Raw genomic sequence first — 18,963 nt, forward strand, 5'->3', positions numbered from 1 at the left:
CGGACGGCCGTTCCGCGCCGTGCCGTCACAGGTCGGTAAGGAGTCGGCTGCTCCGCGCGGGTGAACGGTTCCCACGGCCGGCTCAGGTACGGTCACCCGCCCGCGCGGTGACCGGTTCTACGGCCGGCTCAGGTACGCGAGGCCCGGATGCTCGGCGAGGTAGCCGTCGACGAGACGGCGCGCGACGCTCACCGAGTCGATCAGCGGATGCAGCGCGAACGCCTTCACCGCGCCCGCCCGGGAACCGCTCGCCACCGCTGCAAGTACCTCGCGTTCGACTGCTTTCACCGCGGTGACGAGCCCGACCGCGTGGCCGGGCAGCGGGTCCACCGCCACCGGGTGCGCGCCGTTCGCGTCGACGAGGCACGGGACCTCGATCACGGCGTCCGCGTCGAGCACGGACAGGGTGCCGCGGTTGCGGACGTTGAGGATCAGCGTGGTGCGCTCGTCGCGGGCGACGGCGCGCATCAGGGCCAGCGCCACCTTCTCGTACCCGCCGGACTCCAGGTCGTCCTCGTCCCGCTCGCCGACGCCCGCCGCCTCCCGGTTGGCGGCCATGTAGGTGGCCTCACGCTCGGCGAGCGTACGGTGCCAGGTGGCCAGCGGGGGCGTGCCGGGACGCTCCATCTCCTCGTAGAAACCGGCCTGCTGGGCACGGAGGAACGCGCCCCGGGTCTGCTTCGCCTCCTGATAGGCGCGGACCGTCTCACGGTTGAAGTAGTAGTAGTGCAGATACTCGTTCGGCACGGCGCCCAGCGACCGCAGCCAGTCCGGCCCGAAGAGGCGGCCCTCCTCGAACGAGCCCAGCGCCTTCGGGTCGGCGAGCAGCCGCGGCAGTTCGTCGCGTCCGCCGACGCGCAGGCCGCGCAGCCAGCCGAGGTGGTTGAGGCCCACGTAGTCGATCCATGCCGTCGCCGGATCGGCGCCGAGCACCTTCGCCACCCGGCGGCCGAGGCCCACCGGCGAGTCGCAGATGCCGATGACCCGGTCGCCGAGAACCCGGCTCATCGCCTCGGTGACCAGGCCGGCCGGGTTGGTGAAGTTGATGACCCAGGCGTCGGGCGCGAGCGCGGCGATCCGGCGGGCGATGTCCACGGCCACCGGCACCGTGCGCAGTCCGTACGCGATGCCGCCCGCGCCGACGGTTTCCTGCCCGAGGACGCCCTCGGCGAGCGCGACCCGCTCGTCCGCCGCACGGCCCTCGAGGCCGCCGACGCGGATCGCGGAGAAGACGAAGTCGGCGCCCCGCACGGCCTCGTCGAGATCGCGGGTCACCACCACCTCGGGCGCTTCGGGCTGCTGCGCCGCCTGATCGGCGAGGACCCGGGCCACCGCGTCGAGCCGGCCCGCGTCCACGTCGTGCAGGGTGACGCGGGTGACCCGGCCCTCCGCCTGATCGCCGAGGAGCGCCCCGTACACGAGAGGCACCCGGAACCCGCCGCCGCCGAGAATCGTGAGCTTCATGCCCGTCACGCTACTCGGCGCCGGCGGCCCGCCGCCGGTCAGCCGAGGTCGAGCGCGTTGGGCAGACCGAGCCGGTGGCGGGTGCGGTCGTGCCGCTTGAGGGGTTCGAGCTCCGGAGCGCGGAACAACGGGGTGACCGTGCAGCGGGGCGCGGTCGAGCCGGTGCGCTCCAGCAGCGCGTTGACGGCCGCCCGTGCGGAGGCGTTGGCGCCCTCCATCGTCGCCAGGTCGATGTCGACCGAGACGTAGTCGCCGGCCAGGAAGAAGTTCGGGACCGACGTCGCGGCCCGCGGGCGGTTGTGGAAGGTGCCGACGGGGTGGATGAGGAGTTCGTCGTCGTTGGTGGGGTTCGGTGTACCGAGGCCGTCGACGCCGGGGTCGAGGAACCAGGAGTGCAGCGCGCTGTCCTTGAGGACGGCCCTGCCGGTGTCGTTGAGCGCCGCCTTCAGCTGGGCCCACACCTCCTTGGCGACCTCGGCGCGGGTGCACTGCTTCGCGGTCTTTCCGTAGAGGATGCGGGGCCGGTCCCACTCGGAGACGTCCACCGACAGGCAGTCGACGGCCGCACCGTCGCCGTAGTCGGCGGGGAAGTCGCGGCCGGGCCAGTGCGCCGCCTGCTGGATGGCCGTCAGGGACCAGGGGGAGTCGATGAAGTTGAGGTGCCCGTGCAGCAGCGGGGCACGCTCGGTCAGATAGAACTGGATGCCGGTCATCCAGTCGGTCCGCAGCCGGTCGCAGCGTGCGAGCTGCGGGTCCGCGGCCCGGAGTGCGGGGCCCCAGGTGCGCCGGGCGTGCTCGACGGGCATCGCGGAGACGTAGTGGTCGGCGGTGACCGACTCGCGTGCGCCCTGTGGGTTCTCGACCACGGCGGCACGGACGCGCCCGGAGCCGTACGTCACCTCGTGCACGGTCCAGCCGACCTTGAACTCCACTCCCAGCGACGTCAGATGGGCCACCCACGGATCGATCCACGCCTCGTTGGTGGGGGCGTCGAGGATCCGGTCCAGGGGGCCGTCGGCGCCGCGGCCGAGCCCGTTGAAGAGGAACGCCTCGAGGAGAGTGGCCACGGTGCGGGTGCTGGCCTCCTCCGCCTTGGTCGCCACGATGTTGCGGGTGAGCCCGACGGCGAGGATGCGGCGGTAGTCGTGGCTCATCGCGTCCGCCCTGATGAACTGCCACCACGGGGTGGCCTCCCAGGTCCGGTCGCGGCGCTCGTCGCAGCTGGTGAGGAAGACGAGCATGCGGTTCACGAAGTACGCGGTCTCGTGGAACGGGATGCCGAGCGCCGTGTCCAGCAGCGCGGTCAGCGCGCGGCGGATGTCGTCGAGGCCGAGACCGGGCGGCCGGTGGCCGGGCCAGGGGAGCGGGATGCGTAAATCCTCGCGGCCCGTGCGGCTGAAGGACATCTCGGACGGCGCGACCAGGTTGTCCCAGACGCCGTTCGGGTTCCCGGCGAAGGGGATGCGGCGCATGGTGTCCGGCAGGTTGTGGTAGATGCCGGGGATGAAACGGAAGCCGTGCTCGGCGGGCAGCGGTCTGCGGCCGCCTCTGGCGCTGTCGGGTACGTCCATGCTCCTGGCCTTGCCGCCCAGGGCCCGGCGTTCGTAGACGGTGACCTCGAAGCCGCGTTCGGCGAGTTCATGAGCGGCTGTCAGGCCCGCGACGCCGCCGCCGAGCACGGCGACGGAGACGGCGGGCGCGGCGGTGGTGTGCCGGGTGGCGGCGGCCGCGGTGCCGGTGCCGGCGGCACCGGCCAGGGCCGCGGCTCCGGTGACCTTGGCGGCGCCGGTGATGAAGGTGCGGCGCGAGGCGCGTCGCGCGGTGGTCCGTGAGCTCGGCGAGGTGTCGTGTGTGGTGCCCTGCGGGGTGCCTTGCGAGGTGCGTCGTGAGGTGCCAGAACGATCCATCCGATGCCCCTTACCGACGGTAACTTTCGCTTCCGGCGCCGGAGCATACGGAGATCCCTCGCGACTCGGAAGCCACAGATGCGCCCCTTCGCGCAATGGCTGGAGAATGAAGCCATGTCCCGACGAACCAAGCGCACCAGAGGCACCACCCCTCCCGCCCTCACCGCAGATTCGCCCTGCCCCTGCGGGCTGCCCGCCACCTACGGCGAGTGCTGCGGCCGGTTCCACGGAGGAGAGGAGTGGCCGCCCACCGCGGAGCTGCTGATGCGCTCCCGCTACAGCGCCTTCGTCGCCCACGACGCGGCATATCTGCTGCGCACCTGGCACTCGTCGACCCGCCCCCGTCACCTCGAACTCGACCCGGGCATGGAGTGGACGTCTCTCGAGATCGTCGACACCACGGACGGCAGCGCCTTCCACACCAGCGGCACCGTCACCTTCCGCGCCCGCTACCGCCACCACGGAAAACGGGGCGAGCTGCACGAGCGCAGCAACTTCGAGCGCCAGAAGGGCGCGTGGGTGTACGTCGACGGCACGTTCATCGAGTGATCGCCGGCCGCGCGGTCAGGTCCGTCCGGAACGGCCCGTGGCACCTGCTTCAATGCGGGCATGGTCGAACTCGTACTGCTGGGGGCACTGGCCTCACTGATCGGCTGGCTGGTGCACCGCAAGCAGCGGCAGCGCTCCTCGGGCGTGGCCGCGGGGGACGAGGCCGGGATCGGGTGCATGCTCAAGGGCGGACCCGCTGGCGCACGCTGGCGCCCGGGGCGGCTGTTCGTCGCATCGGGTCCGCTCACCTGGAAGGCGTCCTGGGGCGGGCGGACGGTCGCCCTGCCCGCCGGTCTGCGCCGCACGGGGCTCCGGCCGCCCTCGACGCGGGAGGCGCTGGGGCTCAACCCGAGATCCCGGATCGTGGAGTGCGAGGCCGGTGACGAGGTCATCCTGATCGCCGTGATGCCCCAGGAGCTGGACCCGGTCGTGAAGGCCGTCGACAGCGCGTGAGCCGGCGTGGCGCTGCCCGGGCGGTCCCGGCGGCCCCATCACCGCGGCACGGGACTGCTCGCGAGGAGGGAAGGGCGCTGTTTCCGCGGCCGGTTCAGCGCCCGCGGCGCGGTCCGACCGTGAGCCGGGGGTCGTAGGCGGCGAGGACCTTGTTCGCCCGGGCCAGCGTGGACAGCGCGCGCTCCCTGTCCATCCGGTCCTCGGCGCACAGCGGCCCGCGGAACAGGCCCACCTCACGTGCGGCGCACTCGGCGTCGATCTCCGCCTGCAGGATGTGGACCGGCATGCAGGAGCCGATCAGGGCCGCGACACGGTCGGGGATCGGAACCGGGACGAGGGGGGAGGCGGTCACGTCAAGTCCTTCTTTACCGTCACGGGTCGCCCCGTTGTCTTCTCGATACGCGGGAGCAAGCTGCCACGTGAGCAGGTGCCGGGTCCCGTCAACTCGCCGATCGCGTCCCGGTGGGGCCGGCCGGCCAAGGACGGTGTCGTACGAGAGGCGGGCACCGTCCCTCGTCCGGCCGTCCGTCTCCGGCGGCACCGCCGACACACTTTACGCGAACGCCGCCGGCGCACCCGAATCGGTGATTCGGCGACGCGAGAGGCGACGACCGCCGCCGGCAACCGGTCTCCGCAGCCGATTCCGCAGGTCACGTCGGCGAAACGGGTGAGGGCCCGATCGCCGCGGGTCCTGAGGCCGGCGGTCCGGGCCGCGGTGATGTCCCGCACTCGCCACGCGCCGACCATGGTCCACTTCGCCGCCCGGGCGGCCGGTCGGTTGAGTGTCCGGAGCCGTGCCGGCTCCTCCGTGGAGCCGATCGCCCGGGTCCATCGCGGCGGCCGCGCAGGTCAGGACCGGTGGCGGAGGCGGCGGGGTACGTCCGGCCCTGCCCCGGCCCCACGGCGGGCGGGGGACGCACGACCCCGGCCCGGGGACCCCTGGCGGCCAGGGGCGGTGACATCGGACACACTCGGCCGTGGCGTCCCCGGCGGCATCAGCGACCGGCGACCGGCGACCGGCGACCATCCGGCCCGTCGGCCGCAACTCACGGGCGCCACGGCAGGCCCAGGACCGGCTACGGCTGAAGGGGCCGGAACCGCGGCCCGGACTGTGTACCGGACCGCGTGTACCGCCGGCCGACCGCTTGGCCCGCCGCAGCGCCACCCGTGCACCGAGCCGGTAGGCGCCGTGGAGCGAGTCCAGGCTGCGTCCCTCGTACGCCTCGAACCGGCCGAAGCGGCGCAGCATCTCGTCGCGCAGCGGTGAGGGCGCCGACGGTGAGGGGACCTGCTCGACGAAGACGGAGGGTCGCAGCCATCAACGAGTGGCTGTGACCAGCACTTTCAAAACGCGCCGCAGTCGCAGTACTCAACGAAAGGCTGTGATGGGTTCGTCCGACCGCTGTCGCCTACGGCTCATATAGGGGCAGAAAGTGAATGACTGCCTCCTCGTAGGGATGGGCGTCGCGAACGGCCTGCTGGACAGAACGGGCCTGGACCGCATCACAGACCGATTCGATCCGGCACTCTTCGCTGTGCTGCACGACGCCCACTTCACCGTCGTATGGCTGTGAGCCGGGCAGGGCCTGCCAGTTGCCAGTCACCTTCCAGATGCTGGAGCACCGCGTATACCCACCCACTCGTCCCGCGCCTGCCGCGTGGAGAGCCTCGATCACGGTCTCCACGTGACTCTCAGGGACTGATATCTCGATCTTCAGACGCGTCATGCCTGGACCTTAACAACCCGTGTGACCAGTACTTTCACGACGGGCCTTAGGAGCAATCTCGGCCACATCAGTCGCGGGACCTCATCCCGAATGCTCTCGCTGACACGCGTTGTCAGCCTGTGATCACGGCCCCGCGTACATCGGGCCAAACGTTCGTTCTGGGCATTCTTCCTGTGGTGTCGACGACTTCGGCCTCGGCGTGCAGCCAGGTGCGGGCCGCTTCGGCGTAGGGCTCAAGGTATTGGAGACGGAACGGGGAGTTGGGGCCGCCGCTCCTCGACGGCCCGACGGCGGCCAACCCGGAGGTCCACTTCAACGCCCCGGCCGGCTGACCCGTACGGCCCCAGGGGGGCGGACCCCGCCGTTCCACTCGTACCGAACGCCCTGGCAGGGCGGTGCGCCCCGGTCAGCCCGCAGGTCGGCCGGGGTGCCGGTGGCGGCCGGAAGACAGCGGACCGCGCGGCACCGGCCTTGCAGGGTGCCCGTGCCCCTGACAGTCTTCCGGCGCGCGCCCTGCGGCGGCCGGGGCACGGGCCAGACCCCCGGTCGGCCCCCCACCCGTTGGCTCTGCCCGATGGACGAACCGACCAGGAGTGCCCGCCATGCCGCGTACGACCTTCCGTGTGCCCCGCACGCTGCTCGCCGCCACGGCGACGGCCGCCCTCGCCCTCGCCACGGCCCTCACCACGGCGACCGCCCCGGCCGTCGCCGCCCCGGCCGCCGAAGCCGGGACCATCGCCCAAGCCCCCAAAGCCGGGACCACAGGGGCCACCGGGGCCACCTCAGGCTTCTGGGCCTGCTCCGTCCCGTCCGGCTACACGTACACCTCGTCCCGCAGCTCCTACACCTGCTCGGGAGGCAGCAGCTACCGGACCACCGAGTTCTACGTCCAGCCGCCCGCCGACGGCCTCTGGGCCTGCACCACCATGCCCGGCTACACCCACACCGGGGTCATGAGCAGCTACACGTGCTCCGGCGGTGGGAGCTACACGACCAGCCAGTTCCTGCTCCGCAAGCCCGCGACCGGCATGTGGGCCTGCTCCGTGCCGTCCGGGTTCACGTACACGGCCACCCAGCAGAGCCACACCTGCTCCGGCGGCGCCAGCTACACCACCACCCAGTTCCTGCTGCGCGCCCTGTAGACGCCGAGGGCCCCGGGCCCGGACGCGCGCTGGGTCACGAGCCCGGTCTCCAGCCGGAGGACTACGGGGTGCTGATCCGGCTGCGGCTGCGGGATCCGGGGCTGCCCTCGGGGATCTTGCCGCTGTCGGAGGAGTTCAAGGCGTCCGGCTGGAGATGGGCGCCAGCCGTCTGCGCAGGATAGTTGTCACATAGGCAGGCTTGTTGTCATCTGCATGGTTTGGCGTCGGAGGGTCGTGCTCTCATCTCTTGACGGCCTCTGCGATCTGTTGGGCGGCCTGGGCGGGTGTGAGGTGTGTGGTGTCGACGACTTCGGCCTCGGCGTGCAGCCAGGTGCGGGCCGCTTCGGCGTAGGGCTCAAGGTATTGGAGACGGAACGGGGAGTTGGGGCCGAGAACGGTGTCGCCCGCGATGCGCGCCTTGCTCAACACGCCATTCCAGTCCGGCACTTCGTTCTCCACGCCGACCAAGACACCCTCCGCAACCGGGCCGTGGAGGACAGCGGCTGGCCGGTGGCACCCAACGACGACTCTTACCACACGGAGCTGCCGCCGCTGCGCACACCGGCCCCGCCCGTCGCCCCGTCACCCGGCCCGGCCCCGGTCGACCGACGGGCCTGGATCCGGGCGGAGTCAGGCATTCCGGCCACCGTCCTCGCGGCGTACCGCGGCGCCGAGACGCGGACCGCGCGCAGCCACCCGGGCTGCCGCCTGCCGTGGCAGCTGCTCGCCGCCATCGGGAAGGTGGAGTCCGGCCACGCACGCGGCGGCCGTGTCGGCGCGACCGGCACCACCCTGACGCCGATCCTGGGCCCGTCCTCGACGGCAACGGCTTCGCGCACATCGCGGACACCGACAACGGCGCCTGGGACGGTGACACCCGCTACGACCGCGCGGTCGGGCCGATGCAGTTCATCCCGTCCACCTGGGCGAACCGGGGGCAGGACGCGAACGGTGACGGGCGCAGGGACCCCAACAACGTCCACGACGCCGCGCTCGCCGCGGCCCGCTACCTCTGCGCCGGCGACCGGAGCCTCGCAGTGAAGGCCCACCTGGACCGGGCGGTCCTCAGCTACAACAACTCGCAGGTGTATCTGCGCACCGTGCTCGCCTGGTTCGACTTCTACCGCAAGGGCGTCCACCCGGTGCCCGACGGCAAGGGCGTGGTCCCGGTCAGCCCGGGCGCCGGGGGGAGGAGCCCGGCGAAGGAGCCCGTCGGCGGAGGAGACGCGGACGGCGGCGGCGAGATCATCATCGGCTCGCAGCCCGGCTCACCGGCCCCCGGCCCCTCACCGACCCGTGGCCCGGGCCCGTCCCCCGACCCGTCACCGGAACCGAGCGATTCCCCCGCGCCGAGCCCCGACCCCTCACCGGACCCCCTCGCCCGACCCGAGTCCCGATCCCTCACCCGACCCGAGCCCCGACCCCTCGCCGGACCCAAGTCCCGATCCCTCACCCGACCCGAGCCCCGATCCGTCGCCGGACCCGAGCCCCTCTGCCTCCGACTGTCCGTCGCCCACGCCGTCCGAACCGGCCCCCGAGCCGTCCGCGCCGTCGCCCGGCCCGAGCGACGCTCCGGCCGCGGCGGACGGGACCTGCTCACCGTCCTGACGGGCTCAGCACTTCACCCAGGTCGTAGCTCACCGGCTCCTCCAGCTGCGCGTACGTGCAGCCGGCGGGCTCCCGGTCCGGCCGCCACCTGCGGAACTGCGCGGTGTGCCGGAAACGGTCGCCCTCCATGTGGTCGTAGGCCACCTCCACCACCCGCTCCGGACGCAGCGCCACCCACGACAGGTCCTTCTTGCCCGACCAGCGGCTCGGCGCCCCCGGCAGCCGGGCGCTCTCATGGGCGCTCTCCTCCGCCCAGGCCGCCCACGGATGCTTGTCCACCGGGTCCATCCGCAGCGGCTCCAGCTCCGCCACCAGCTCCTCGCGCCGCTTCATCGAGAACGCCGCGCAGACCCCCACGTGCTGGAGCCCCCCGGAGTCGTCGTACAGCCCGAGCAGCAGCGATCCGACGACCGGGCCGGTCTTGTGGAAGCGGTAGCCGGCGACGACGACGTCGGCGGTCCGCTCGTGCTTGATCTTGTACATGAGCCGGGCGTCCGGCCGGTACGGCAGGTCCGGCGGCTTGGCGACGACGCCGTCCAGTCCCGCGCCCTCGTAACGCTCGAACCACTCCTGCGCGACCTCGATGTCGGTGGTCGACGGCGCGAGGTGCACGGGCGGCCGGGCGTTCTTCAGGGCCTCGGTGAGCAACTGCTGCCGGGCGCTGAGCGGTGCGTCCAGCAGCGACTCGTCACCGAGCGCCAGCAGGTCGAAGGCGACGAAGCTCGCCGGTGTCCGTTCGGCGAGCATCCGCACCCGGGAGTCGGCGGGGTGGATGCGCTCGGTCAGCCTGTCGAAGTCCAGCCGCCCCTCGTGCGCGATGACGATCTCCCCGTCGACGACGCAGCGGTCCGGCAGATTGGCGAGCAGCTCCGCGACCAGCTCCGGGAAGTACCTGGTCAGCGGCTTGCCGGTACGGGAGCCGAGCACCAGCTCGTCGCCGTCGCGATGGACGATCGCCCGGAAGCCGTCCCACTTGGCCTCGTAGTGCATCCCCGGCGGGATCTTCTTCACGGACTTGGCCAGCATCGGCTTCACAGGCGGCATCACGGGTAGATCCATGGGTCGATTCTGCCCGATATGCGGCCTTGTCGCCCTCGGCCTACGGTGGCGCACATGGGTGCAGCGGTGGAACTGGAAGCAGGCGGACGGACCGTACGGGTGTCCAATCCGGACAAGATCTACTTCCCTGAGCGGGGCTTCACCAAGCTCGACGTGGCGCAGTACTACCTCGCCGTGGGGCCCGGCATCCTCCGCGCCCTGCGCGAGCGGCCCACGACGCTCGAACGCTATCCCGACGGCGTGGAGGGCGAGTCCTTCTTCCAGAAGCGCGTCCCCAAGTACCTCCCCGACTGGATCCCCACCGCGCACATCTCCTTCCCCAGCGGGCGGACCGCCGACGAGATGTGTCCCACCGAGGTCGCCGCCGTGATCTGGGCGGCCAACCTGGGCACCCTGCCCTTCCACCCCTGGCCGGTACGCAGGGATGCCGTCGACCACCCCGACGAGCTGCGCCTCGACCTCGACCCGCAGCCCGGCACCGACTTCAAGGACGCCGTGCGCGCGGCCCACGAACTGCGCGCCCTGCTCGACGAGTACGGACTGCGCGGCTGGCCCAAGACGTCCGGCGGCCGGGGCGTGCACGTCTACGTACCGATCGAGCCGCGCTGGGAGTTCACCGGCGTGCGGCGCGCCGCCATCGCGGCCGGCCGGGAGCTGGAGCGCCGGATGCCGGGACGGGTGACCACGGCCTGGTGGAAGGAGGAGCGCGGCGAGCGGATCTTCGTCGACTACAACCAGACCGCCCGCGACCGCACCATCGCCTCCGCCTACTCGGTACGGCCCCGCCCCCACGCCCCGGTCTCCGCGCCGCTGCGCTGGGAGGAGCTCGACGACGTGACACCGTTCGACTTCGACATCGCCACCATGCCCGGCCGCTTCGCCGAAGTCGGCGACGTGCACGCCGACATGGACGACCACGCCTTCTCGCTCGAGGGTCTGCTGGAGCTGTCGCGCCAGGACGAACGCGACCACGGCATGGGCGATCTTCCCTACCCGCCCGACTACCCGAAGATGCCGGGCGAGCCCAAGCGCGTCCAACCGAGCCGAGCGAAGAAGCCGGCCAACGGCTGAGCCGCCGGGGCGACTCCTGAGGGGTCCGGCCTCAGGACGCCCGCGGCCCCGGGGCCGCGAGGTAGTCGGCCAGTGACCTGCGCGGCCGCCAGCCCTGCGCCAGCGCGCGCGTCACGTCGAGGACGACCGTGCGGGCGAGCTGGTCCACCGCGTACCTGCTGAGCGCCGGCTCGCGGCGCCGGCGCCGGGCGACGGCCTCCGCCGCGACGGCCGCCACCCGGGCCGCCCCCGGTGGCACATGCACGATCCGGGCCGCGACCCCGTGGGCGCGCAGCACCGCCCGTACCGCAGCGTCCCTCGCGTACGGCCCCGGGTCGGCGATGTTGTACGCGCCGGGCGGCCAGCCGGCCGCGGCGAGGCACGCGTCGGCCAGGTTCTCGACCGCCGTGAGGCTCAGCCGTACGTCCGGGCCCGGCAGCAGCAGCGTTCCCGCCCTGGTGCGGGACAGCAGGCGCGGCAGGAGTTGCGTGTCACCGGGCCCGTACACGGCTCGCGGACGCAGCACCACCGCGCCGGCCGCCAGTGCGAGTGCGTCACCGGCGGCCTTGGTGCGCCCGTAGGCGTTGAGGTGCCCGGCCCGGGGATGGTCCTCCCGGACCAGGGCACGGCCGGCGCGCGGATCGTAGACGCTGGCGCTGCTCACCCAGACCACCGGCCGGCCGCCGGCCGCCTCCAGCAGCCGCCGGGTGCCCTCCACGTTGACCGCGTGCATCCGCGCCTCCGCGGGCGAACCGGGCGCCGGGTCGCCGACGGCTGCCGCGCAGTGCACGACCAGGTCGGTGACGGACAGGTCCGGGGCGCCCGACGCGGCGTCCCAGAACCGGAAGGCGCCCGTCGGCCCCGGCCGGCGTCCCAGGCACACCACCTCCGCGCCGGCCGCCGCCGCGGCCCGTGCGACATGGCCGCCGCAGAAGCCGGAGGCACCGGTCACGGCGACGCGGAGCCCGGCGGTCACCGCTGCCCCCGGCCCGCGGTGGCACGCAGCGTCAGCGTCCGCCAGCCGGGGAGGGCCGCGCGGCGGTCGGCCCGCGCCCGCACAACGGCCGGGCGGTACGGGGCCAGCGCCGCGAGCAGGTCCTCCAGCAGCGCCCCGGCGAGGCCCGCTCCGGGACAGGTGTGCGGCCCGGCACCGAAGACCAGACGGGCCACGCCCGGCGGCGCGGGGCGGAGCGCGTCCGGGCCGCTCGCGTGTGCGCCGACGGCGTGCCGGGCGACCAGCAGCAGCCGGTCACCGGAGCGCACCGGGCACCCGCCGGCCACGCCGTCAGCCGCCGCGACGCGGGGCAGCAGCGGAGAGGCGGCCGTGACGCGGAGCAGTTCACCGGCCAGGCTCCGGCGCAGCGTGTCGTCCGCGGCCTGTTCCCACAGGCCGGCGTCCGCGCACCAGGCGGCTGCCCGGGGGAGGGCCGCGACGGTCGTGTTCACCGCCGCGACGGCCACCATCGCGGACAGCGCCTCGTCGCCCCTGTTGTCCCCGTCGCCCAGCAGGTGCCGCAGCCGGGCCGTCGCCCGCGCGACGGCGGCCCGAGCGCCGGGGCGGGGCAGGCCGGGCAGCTCGCCCCGGACCGAGAGCGCGGCGACCTCCGCGGCGGCCGCGGCTACCGCCTGAGGAGCGGCGGCGGAGCCCAGCAGTGCGCGGACGACCGTGCCCGCCAGCTCCCGGGCGAGTGCGACGACGTCCACCGTGCCGCCGGCGGCGAGCGGTTCGAGGCGGTGTGCGATCAACGGCCGCCACAGCGCCCGCAGTTCGTCCACGCCCGCCGTTCCGAGGTCGCGTGCCAGAGTGCGCCGCAGCGCACGGTGGGCGTCGCCGTCCTGGTCGAACAGGACACCGGCGTCCCCTGTGTTCCCGGTGTTCAGGGTGCCTTTGGCCTTCCGCGCGCCGAGTGCCGACCGCGCCGCGCCGCCGGTGGTCCCCGGCGCCGTACGGTCCAGCGGCAGCCGGGTCAGCACCTCGCGGCAGGCGTCCGCTTCGTGGACGAGCACGGTGCGGCCGATCCGGCGCACCGGGCGGCCCCGGGTGGCGGCGAGCAGGGCGAACAGCAGCGGGTGGGCCCGCAGATACACCCGGCGGTCACGGCGCCGCGCCCGCGCGTGTCCGGTGCCGCGAGCCCGGGCACGGCCCGGCTCTCGGTGGGCCGGGCGCCCGCCGGCCGGCTGTGCGGCACCCGCTGCCCCCGCGCCCTTCGTGCGCGGGCCGTCCGGACCGCCGCCGGCGGTCACCGGACATACGGCGTCGCCGCTGCCGCCACCGCCGTGCCGGTCCGACGACGGAAGGGACGAACGCCCGGTCATGTCCGCACCCCCGCGCGTCCCGCCGTGCCCAGGCGCTCCGCCGCGAGGAGCGCCGTCGCCGCCCGGTCCGGCTTGCGTGAGCGGCCGGACAGCGGCACGTCCGCGAAGAGCAGCGCGTCCGGCCGGGCCGAGCCCATCCGCCGCAGCGGCCCGGCGAGCGCGGCCCGCAACCGGGCCTCGTCGTGGCCCGGCCGGGGCTGGACGACGGCGACCAGCCGTTCGTCGCCGTCGCCCGCCGGAACACCGACCAGCACGGCGAGTTCGACGCCCGGTACATGCAGCGACGGTTCGTACAGTCCCGGGTAGATGTTCTCGGCACGCCGCAGCACCATGTCCTTGCAGCGGCCCTCGAGCACGATCCGGCCCGAGGCGTCCAGATGCGCCCGGTCGCCGGTGCGCACCCACGGGTCGGGGTCCTGCCCGAGGTAGCGGTTCCTGGCCGCCGCGCCGGACAGCAGCAGCTGGCCGGCCTCCGTCCGCACCTCGACGCCCGGCAGCGGAGCACCGACGAGGTCCCCGGCCCCGTCGTACGCCGTCTTGTCGCGGGACTCGACCGCCGCGGCGGGGAACAGCTCGGTCAGCGCGTACACCCCCCACGCCTCCGCCGCGCCCGCCGCCCGTGTCCGGCCCAGCAGTTCGGCACTGGCCGGCGCGGAACCGGTCCACACCCTGCCCGTGAAGCGGGCCCCGGCGTTCAGGGCGTCCCGCAGCTGCGGCGGGGTCAGATACGTGCCCTGCGGGGACAGCCGGTGGAGCTGACGGGCCAGGATCTTCGGCGAGCGCGCGGGCAGCGCGACCGGCGCGCCCTGCGCGAGTGAGGGGACGAGCACGAAAAACGTGCCCCCGAGGACCGGTTCGCCCGGCCGGGCACGGAACAGCGCGGCGACCGTGCTCATGCCGGCGGCGAGGCCGGAGCGGCTGTGCACGACGGCTCGCGGCCGGGACGTCGTCCCGGACGTGAACACGATGACGGCGTCACCGTCGCCGTGGTCGAGGACGGGCAGGCGTGTGTCGGCCCTGCCGAGCGCCGGTGCGCAACCGGGCAGCCGGCGGCCGACCGTGGCCACCGGACCCAGCTCCTGAAGGGGCGGCAGGGCGAGCCGCGCCCGCGCCGCCAGCGGCCGGGCCCATCCGGCGACCGCCTGCGCGGCGGCGTCGGCCAGCACCAGCGAGGGCCGGACCGATGCCAGCCGGGCGCGCAGCACGTCGGGCCCGGCGCCGGGGTCGAGCACGGCGCCGCGCAGCCCGAGCCGCCACAGCGCGAGCAGGACGGCGAGCGCCCGGGGGCCGGGACGCACCGCGACACCGACGGTGTCACCGGGGCGCAGGCCGCGTGCGTACAGGGACGACGCGTACGCGTCCGCCAGTTCCGCGAGTTCGCCGCGGGTGGCCCGCACCCGTGTCCGCCCGGTGCGTGTCGCGCCGAGCACGGCGGGCCGCTCGGGCGCAGAGCGCAGTGAGTGGTCGAGGAGGTCGAGCATGATCAGCCGTCCACGGTAGGAAACGGGTGGGAAGCGGGGGAGCGGTGCGTCCGCGCAGGGCAGGGGGCGCGTCAGCGGGGGTCGTCCCCGCGTCCGTCGCTGCCCCGGTCGAGGTACCAGCGGGCGGTGCCCCGGATGCCGTACGCCCGGAGCCTGCGGGTGGAGTTCTCCACGACCATGGCCGGGCAGCGCACGATCCGGTCCGTCCGCCGCCGCACCCGGTTCAGGAACAGCCGGTCCGTCGGCGACGGGCGGCGCGGCATACCGCCGCAGGCCAGATACAGGTCCGCGGTGATCGCCATGTTGTTGCCGGCGTGCATCCGGTACGGCGCCAGATAGCCGTTCCTGCGCGCGTGCGCGGGCCGGAGCCGGCCGAACAGGGCGGCCAGCGACACCAGTACCGAGAACCCGGCCCGGCCGAGCGGACCGTGTTCGTCGCGCCGGGCGACGAGGCGCCCGCACACCATGGTCGGGCCGGGCCCGACGGTCATCGCGGCACGGGCGGCCCGCGTCCAGCCGGGCCGTGGCAGACAGTCGGCGTCCGTGCGGGCCAGCAGCGTCGCACCCCGCTCGATGGCGTACCGGAAGCCGGTGTCGACGGCGCAGCCCACCCCCTTCTCCGGCTCGTGGAGCACCTCCACGGGGAACGGCGCCCGTGACGCGAAGTCCCTGGCGACCGCGCCCGTGCCGTCCGACGAGCCGTTGTCGACCACCAGCAGGGTGAAGTCCCGGTCCCGCTGCGCCGCCAGCGCGCGCAGGGTGCCGGCCAGCCGCTCCTCCTCCTGGTACGCGGGCACGACCACCCACAGGCCGCCGTGTGCGCTCATGACTTCTCCCAGACCATCGTCATGATGCTGATCCCGCCGCCGAGGCCCACGAACAGCACCCGCTCGCCCGCCGCCAGCTCCCCGTACACCCGCTCCAGCTGCACACCGATGCTCGCGCTGGCGATGTTGCCTAGCTCGGGGACGGTGACGACGAGCTTGTCCGCGGGCGCCCCGGTCAGCTCGGCGAACCGCTCCAGATACGGCACGGTCACCTGGTGCACCAGCACCTTCGCGAAGCCGTCCCAGTCCAGGCCCGCCCGGTGCAGGGTCCGTTCGACGACCGAGGCGCCCACCTTCTCGAACACGCCGCGCAGTTCGCGGCCGTCGCCGCGGAAGTAGGTGTGCTCGTCGCCGCGCGGGTGGCGCGAGCCGCCGCCGGGGATGCCGCCGACCTCCCAGTGCTCGGAGTGCGTCTCGGTGTCCACGTCGAGAATGCCGCCACGCCCGACTTCCTCCAGGACCACGGCGGCGCCCGCGTCGCCGAACGTGTAGCCCGCGAAGCCCGCACGGAACTCGGCGAAGCCGCCCGGCGCCCGGCGTATCGCACGGGTCGGCGTCTCGCCCGTGACGACCAGCGCCCGCCGGGCCCGGCCGGCCAGGATGGTGCTGCGGGCGACGTCGATGCCGTTGACGAAGCTGTTGCAGGCGTTGGTGACGTCCAGGGCGTGCGCCCGGGAGCCGAGACCGGCCTGCACGATGTGCGCGGTGGCGGGCTCGACCATGTCGCGCGACGCGGAGGCGAACAGCAGCAGATCGATGTCGTGCGGATCGAGCGACGCCTCGGCCAGCGCACGGCGGCCGGCGCGCACCGCCAGCGTCGAGGCGTACTCGTCATGGGCCGCGACGCGCCGGGTCTCGATGCCGGTGGCCTGCGTGAGCAGCGTGTCGGGCAGGGACCTGTCGAAGTGCGCGGCCGCCTCCTGCTGGAGGCTGCGCGATGTCAGCACCGCGTCCGGCAACGCGCTGCCGACGCCGGTGATCCCGACCCGCCGACGCGGATCGCTCGAGTGTTTGAGCATGCGGCGATCGTCGCAGCGGCCCGACGGCGGGGCCTGAGTACATCTGCTCAATTCCGGCGTCCGGCGGCTGAGTAGCGGCACGGGTGGCGGAACACGGCTGCCCCGCCGTCCCGGACGGGAGGGCGGGGCAGCCGGCTCGTCGAGCCGAGGGCCTTTCGTTCCTTGGTCCTGCCGGGTCAGAGCTCCTTGATCCTGATGTCGCGGTAGGAGATCACGTCCGTCGTGCCGTGGACCTGGAGGCCGACGTAGCCGGTGGCGTACCGCCGTCCGTCCGTGCCGGGGTCGTCGGACCGCGGCGGCTCGAACACCTGGCCGCCCGTGTTGTCGAACTCGTTGATCAGCTTGCCGTTGCGGAAGACCGAGTAGTGCTGGCCCTCCACCCGGATCTCGTAGTCGTTCCAGGTGCCCTTCGGCGTGACCCCGGCGCCGGCGAGCCCGACGCGGTCGAAGCCGTAGATCGAGCCGGACTTGTACATGTCGCCGTCCGGGCGGTCCAGGATCTGCACCTCATGGCCGTACTTGATGGCGACCCACTCGGGGCGCGACTCCTCCGGGTTGTCGTGGACGTTCGGGAAGCGCACGAAGACACCGCCGTTGGCGTTGCCCGAGCCCGGGGCGTCGTCGCGCCACTGGAGCTTCAGCGAGAAGTCCCCGTACTGCCGCTGCGGGAACCACAGCATGCCCATGCCCGGCACGGTGGTGCTGCTGGTCATGGCGCCGTCCTCGGCCAGGGAGAACTTGCCGCCGCCGACGTGCTGCCACTGATTGAAGGTGTCCTCTGTGCCGTCGAAGATCTTGCGGTAGCCGTGGGTCTGTCCGGGCTTGCCGATACCGGACTCCCTGGCCGCGCGCATGATCTCCCGCTGCTCGCGGCTGTCGATGACGCCTTCCTCGACGAGCGTGTCGAGCACCTCGTCCACGTGCTTGAGGAACAGCGCGTGCGAGGACCAGTCCTTCTCGTCCTCGATCAGCTCGTTGATGGTGCAGCGGCTGCCGGTCATCCGGTTCGGGATGCCGGTGTCGACCGTGCCCACGATCACCGTCGTGCGCTCGTCGTACTCGGGGCAGTTGGGTGCCGGGACACCGCCGCCCTCGGCGACACTGAAGGAGACGCTCTTCGCCTCCGAGGTGTTGCCCGCCCTGTCCGTCGCCCGGTACAGGACCGTGTGGTAGCCGACCCGGTCGACGATCACCGGCTCGGTGTAGGCGAGGTACGGGCCGCCGTCCAGGGAGTACTCGATCCGCTCGACGCCGGAGCCTCCCGAGTCCACCGCGACGACGGTGACCGTGGCCCGCCCGATGTACGCGCCGTCGGAGTTCTGGTCGCCCGCGACGCCGACGGTGGTCTGCGGCGGCTCGTTGTCGTCGGCCGGCGGTTCGACGACCGTGAACTGCACCGACTTCTCGGCGGCCGTGTTGCCCGCCTTGTCGGTCGCCCGGTAGCGGACCGTGTGCGCACCCGTCTCGTGCACCATCACCGGCCCGGTGTACGGCCGCCAGGCACCGTCCCCGAGCGCGTACTCGACGGTGTTGACGCCCGAGCCCGTGTCGGAGGCGGTCACGGTGACCGTGGCCATCCCCAGGTACCGGCCTTCGGCGTCCTTCTCGCCGCTCACCGTGGCCGAGGTCTCCGGCGCGGTGGTGTCGTCGGTCGGCGGAGCGGCGACGGTGAAGTCCACCGACTTCGCCGCCTCGACGTTGCCCGCCTTGTCGTAGGCGCGGTAGCGGATCGTGTGCGAGCCGACCTGGTCGACGATGACGGGCGCCGTGTACGGCTGCCACGGGCCGTCCGCCCCGACCGCGTACTCGATCTTGTCGACGCCGGCCCCCTCGTCGGTCGCCGCGAGGGTGACGGCCGCCTGACCGATGTAGGCGCCGTCGGCGTTCTTGTCGCCGTCCACGCTGGCCGTCGTGACCGGCGCGGTGGTGTCCTCACTGCTGCCCGCCGTGACGGTCAGGATGCCCTGCATGGTGCCGTGGCCGGGGATGGTGCAGTGGTAGAAGTACCGGCCCTCGGTGAGGTTGACCTGTGCGGTGTGCCTGCCGCCCATGTCGTCGTTCGGGTTGGCCAGCAGGTTCAGCTGGACGTCGTTGTTGAACTCGACGTCCGAGACGGAGAACGTCAGCGTGTGCGGCATGCCGGTGGTGTTGCCGGTGGCCGCGCTGTTCTCGAAGACGATCGTCGCGGGGCCGGCGACCGCGGTGGCCGGGAAGGACAGGTACTTGTCGATCGGGTCACCGGCCGTCCAGGTGAGCACCTGTTCGGCGGCGGCCTCCTGGCTTTCGGCCGGCTTGCCGTACGCGGCCGCGGACGTCAGTCCGACGACCATCACCACGGCGGCCAGCAGGGCGGTCCACAGG

At 73.3% G+C, this 18,963-nt stretch carries 15 protein-coding genes and 3 pseudogenes; 5 read left to right on the forward strand and 13 right to left on the reverse strand.

Annotation, left to right across the window (positions count from 1 at the left end):
* Positions 1-117: 117 nt before the first annotated feature.
* Both OGH68_RS32310 and OGH68_RS32315 read right to left on the reverse strand, forming a co-directional pair.
* On the reverse strand, positions 118-1,464 hold the full coding sequence (locus OGH68_RS32310; RefSeq protein ID WP_264248934.1) for a 6-phospho-beta-glucosidase: 1,347 nt from the start codon (positions 1,462-1,464) through the stop codon (positions 118-120).
* Positions 1,465-1,502: 38 nt separating this feature from the next.
* The gene (locus tag OGH68_RS32315; protein ID WP_264248936.1) at positions 1,503-3,371 is read right to left on the reverse strand and encodes an FAD-dependent oxidoreductase; all 1,869 of its coding nucleotides are present in this window, start codon (positions 3,369-3,371) and stop codon (positions 1,503-1,505) included.
* Between the two features lie 114 nt (positions 3,372-3,485).
* Here OGH68_RS32315 and OGH68_RS32320 point away from each other — a divergent pair, with 114 nt between their 5' ends.
* Positions 3,486-3,920, forward strand: a complete 435-nt coding sequence (locus tag OGH68_RS32320) for a YchJ family protein (protein WP_264248937.1) — start codon at positions 3,486-3,488, stop codon at positions 3,918-3,920.
* A 60-nt stretch (positions 3,921-3,980) separates the two neighbouring features.
* On the forward strand, positions 3,981-4,373 hold the full coding sequence (locus OGH68_RS32325) for a DUF2550 domain-containing protein (protein WP_264248939.1): 393 nt from the start codon (positions 3,981-3,983) through the stop codon (positions 4,371-4,373).
* Positions 4,374-4,467: 94 nt separating this feature from the next.
* Here the strand turns inward: OGH68_RS32325 and OGH68_RS32330 are convergent, their stop codons facing one another.
* The 3 genes and pseudogenes from OGH68_RS32330 to OGH68_RS32340 form a co-directional block, all read right to left on the reverse strand.
* Positions 4,468-4,725 carry a hypothetical protein gene (locus tag OGH68_RS32330; protein ID WP_264248940.1) on the reverse strand — a complete coding sequence of 86 codons (258 nt, stop codon included), beginning with the start codon at positions 4,723-4,725 and terminating at the stop codon, positions 4,468-4,470.
* Between the two features lie 789 nt (positions 4,726-5,514).
* Positions 5,515-5,673 (reverse strand): annotated as a pseudogene (locus OGH68_RS32335) (PucR family transcriptional regulator); the annotation flags it as partial.
* Between the two features lie 109 nt (positions 5,674-5,782).
* Complete coding sequence (locus OGH68_RS32340; RefSeq protein ID WP_264248941.1) at positions 5,783-6,100, reverse strand: hypothetical protein; 318 nt, start codon at positions 6,098-6,100, stop codon at positions 5,783-5,785.
* A gap of 602 nt (positions 6,101-6,702) precedes the next feature.
* On the opposite strand from OGH68_RS32340, the gene OGH68_RS32345 reads away from it, so the two are divergent.
* Positions 6,703-7,242, forward strand: coding sequence for a hypothetical protein (locus tag OGH68_RS32345; RefSeq protein ID WP_264248943.1), 540 nt, complete (start codon positions 6,703-6,705; stop codon positions 7,240-7,242).
* A 240-nt stretch (positions 7,243-7,482) separates the two neighbouring features.
* Here OGH68_RS32345 and OGH68_RS32350 read toward each other — a convergent pair.
* A pseudogene (locus tag OGH68_RS32350) lies at positions 7,483-7,662 on the reverse strand (ATP-binding protein); the annotation flags it as partial.
* On the opposite strand from OGH68_RS32350, the pseudogene OGH68_RS32355 reads away from it, so the two are divergent.
* Positions 7,606-8,850: pseudogene (locus OGH68_RS32355) on the forward strand (lytic murein transglycosylase). The pseudogenes OGH68_RS32350 and OGH68_RS32355 sit on opposite strands and share 57 nt — an antisense overlap.
* On the opposite strand, the gene OGH68_RS32360 reads toward OGH68_RS32355, so the two are convergent.
* A complete protein-coding gene (locus tag OGH68_RS32360; RefSeq protein ID WP_264248944.1) occupies positions 8,839-9,909 on the reverse strand; it encodes an ATP-dependent DNA ligase in 1,071 nt (356 codons plus the stop codon). The pseudogene OGH68_RS32355 and the gene OGH68_RS32360 overlap by 12 nt on opposite strands.
* Positions 9,910-9,963: 54 nt before the next feature.
* On the opposite strand from OGH68_RS32360, the gene ligD reads away from it, so the two are divergent.
* Positions 9,964-10,980 (forward strand): non-homologous end-joining DNA ligase, encoded by a 1,017-nt coding sequence (gene ligD, locus OGH68_RS32365; protein WP_264248945.1) that lies wholly within the window; start codon positions 9,964-9,966, stop codon positions 10,978-10,980.
* 31 nt (positions 10,981-11,011) lie between these two features.
* On the opposite strand, the gene OGH68_RS32370 is transcribed toward ligD, so the two are convergent.
* The 6 genes from OGH68_RS32370 to OGH68_RS32395 all read right to left on the reverse strand — a co-directional run bounded on the left by OGH68_RS32370 (position 11,012) and on the right by OGH68_RS32395 (position 18,932).
* Complete coding sequence (locus tag OGH68_RS32370) at positions 11,012-11,935, reverse strand: NAD-dependent epimerase/dehydratase family protein (RefSeq protein WP_264248946.1); 924 nt, start codon at positions 11,933-11,935, stop codon at positions 11,012-11,014.
* Positions 11,932-13,275, reverse strand: coding sequence for a cytochrome P450 (locus tag OGH68_RS32375; RefSeq protein ID WP_264248948.1), 1,344 nt, complete (start codon positions 13,273-13,275; stop codon positions 11,932-11,934). Before OGH68_RS32375 ends, OGH68_RS32370 begins: the two co-directional genes overlap by 4 nt.
* Entirely contained in the window at positions 13,272-14,756 is a 1,485-nt protein-coding gene (locus OGH68_RS32380; protein WP_264248949.1) for a class I adenylate-forming enzyme family protein, read from the reverse strand. The genes OGH68_RS32375 and OGH68_RS32380 overlap by 4 nt, the downstream gene beginning before the upstream one ends.
* A 71-nt stretch (positions 14,757-14,827) precedes the next feature.
* Positions 14,828-15,583, reverse strand: a complete 756-nt coding sequence (locus OGH68_RS32385) for a glycosyltransferase family A protein (protein ID WP_264248950.1) — start codon at positions 15,581-15,583, stop codon at positions 14,828-14,830.
* Entirely contained in the window at positions 15,580-16,602 is a 1,023-nt protein-coding gene (locus OGH68_RS32390) for a 3-oxoacyl-ACP synthase III family protein (RefSeq protein ID WP_264248951.1), read from the reverse strand. The genes OGH68_RS32385 and OGH68_RS32390 overlap by 4 nt, the downstream gene beginning before the upstream one ends.
* 176 nt (positions 16,603-16,778) lie before the next feature.
* On the reverse strand, positions 16,779-18,932 hold the full coding sequence (locus OGH68_RS32395) for an OmpL47-type beta-barrel domain-containing protein (RefSeq protein WP_264250396.1): 2,154 nt from the start codon (positions 18,930-18,932) through the stop codon (positions 16,779-16,781).
* Positions 18,933-18,963 lie beyond the last annotated feature (31 nt).

The sequence above is a fragment of the Streptomyces peucetius genome, from assembly GCF_025854275.1.
In the GTDB taxonomy this organism is placed as follows: domain Bacteria; phylum Actinomycetota; class Actinomycetes; order Streptomycetales; family Streptomycetaceae; genus Streptomyces; species Streptomyces peucetius_A.

Excerpts from the sequence above, each read along its gene's own strand:
- OGH68_RS32315 (WP_264248936.1), bottom strand. The coding sequence starts at position 3,371 with ATGGATCGTTCTGGCACCTCACGACGCACCTCGCAAGGCACCCCGCAG.
- OGH68_RS32345 (WP_264248943.1), top strand. The coding sequence starts at position 6,703 with ATGCCGCGTACGACCTTCCGTGTGCCCCGCACGCTGCTCGCCGCCACG.
- ligD (WP_264248945.1), top strand. The coding sequence starts at position 9,964 with ATGGGTGCAGCGGTGGAACTGGAAGCAGGCGGACGGACCGTACGGGTG.
- OGH68_RS32375 (WP_264248948.1), bottom strand. The coding sequence starts at position 13,275 with ATGACCGGGCGTTCGTCCCTTCCGTCGTCGGACCGGCACGGCGGTGGC.
- OGH68_RS32340 (WP_264248941.1), bottom strand. The coding sequence starts at position 6,100 with ATGACGCGTCTGAAGATCGAGATATCAGTCCCTGAGAGTCACGTGGAG.
- OGH68_RS32320 (WP_264248937.1), top strand. The coding sequence starts at position 3,486 with ATGTCCCGACGAACCAAGCGCACCAGAGGCACCACCCCTCCCGCCCTC.
- OGH68_RS32360 (WP_264248944.1), bottom strand. The coding sequence starts at position 9,909 with ATGGATCTACCCGTGATGCCGCCTGTGAAGCCGATGCTGGCCAAGTCC.
- OGH68_RS32325 (WP_264248939.1), top strand. The coding sequence starts at position 3,981 with ATGGTCGAACTCGTACTGCTGGGGGCACTGGCCTCACTGATCGGCTGG.
- OGH68_RS32385 (WP_264248950.1), bottom strand. The coding sequence starts at position 15,583 with ATGAGCGCACACGGCGGCCTGTGGGTGGTCGTGCCCGCGTACCAGGAG.
- OGH68_RS32310 (WP_264248934.1), bottom strand. The coding sequence starts at position 1,464 with ATGAAGCTCACGATTCTCGGCGGCGGCGGGTTCCGGGTGCCTCTCGTG.
- OGH68_RS32395 (WP_264250396.1), bottom strand. The coding sequence starts at position 18,932 with ATGGTCGTCGGACTGACGTCCGCGGCCGCGTACGGCAAGCCGGCCGAA.
- OGH68_RS32380 (WP_264248949.1), bottom strand. The coding sequence starts at position 14,756 with ATGCTCGACCTCCTCGACCACTCACTGCGCTCTGCGCCCGAGCGGCCC.
- OGH68_RS32390 (WP_264248951.1), bottom strand. The coding sequence starts at position 16,602 with ATGCTCAAACACTCGAGCGATCCGCGTCGGCGGGTCGGGATCACCGGC.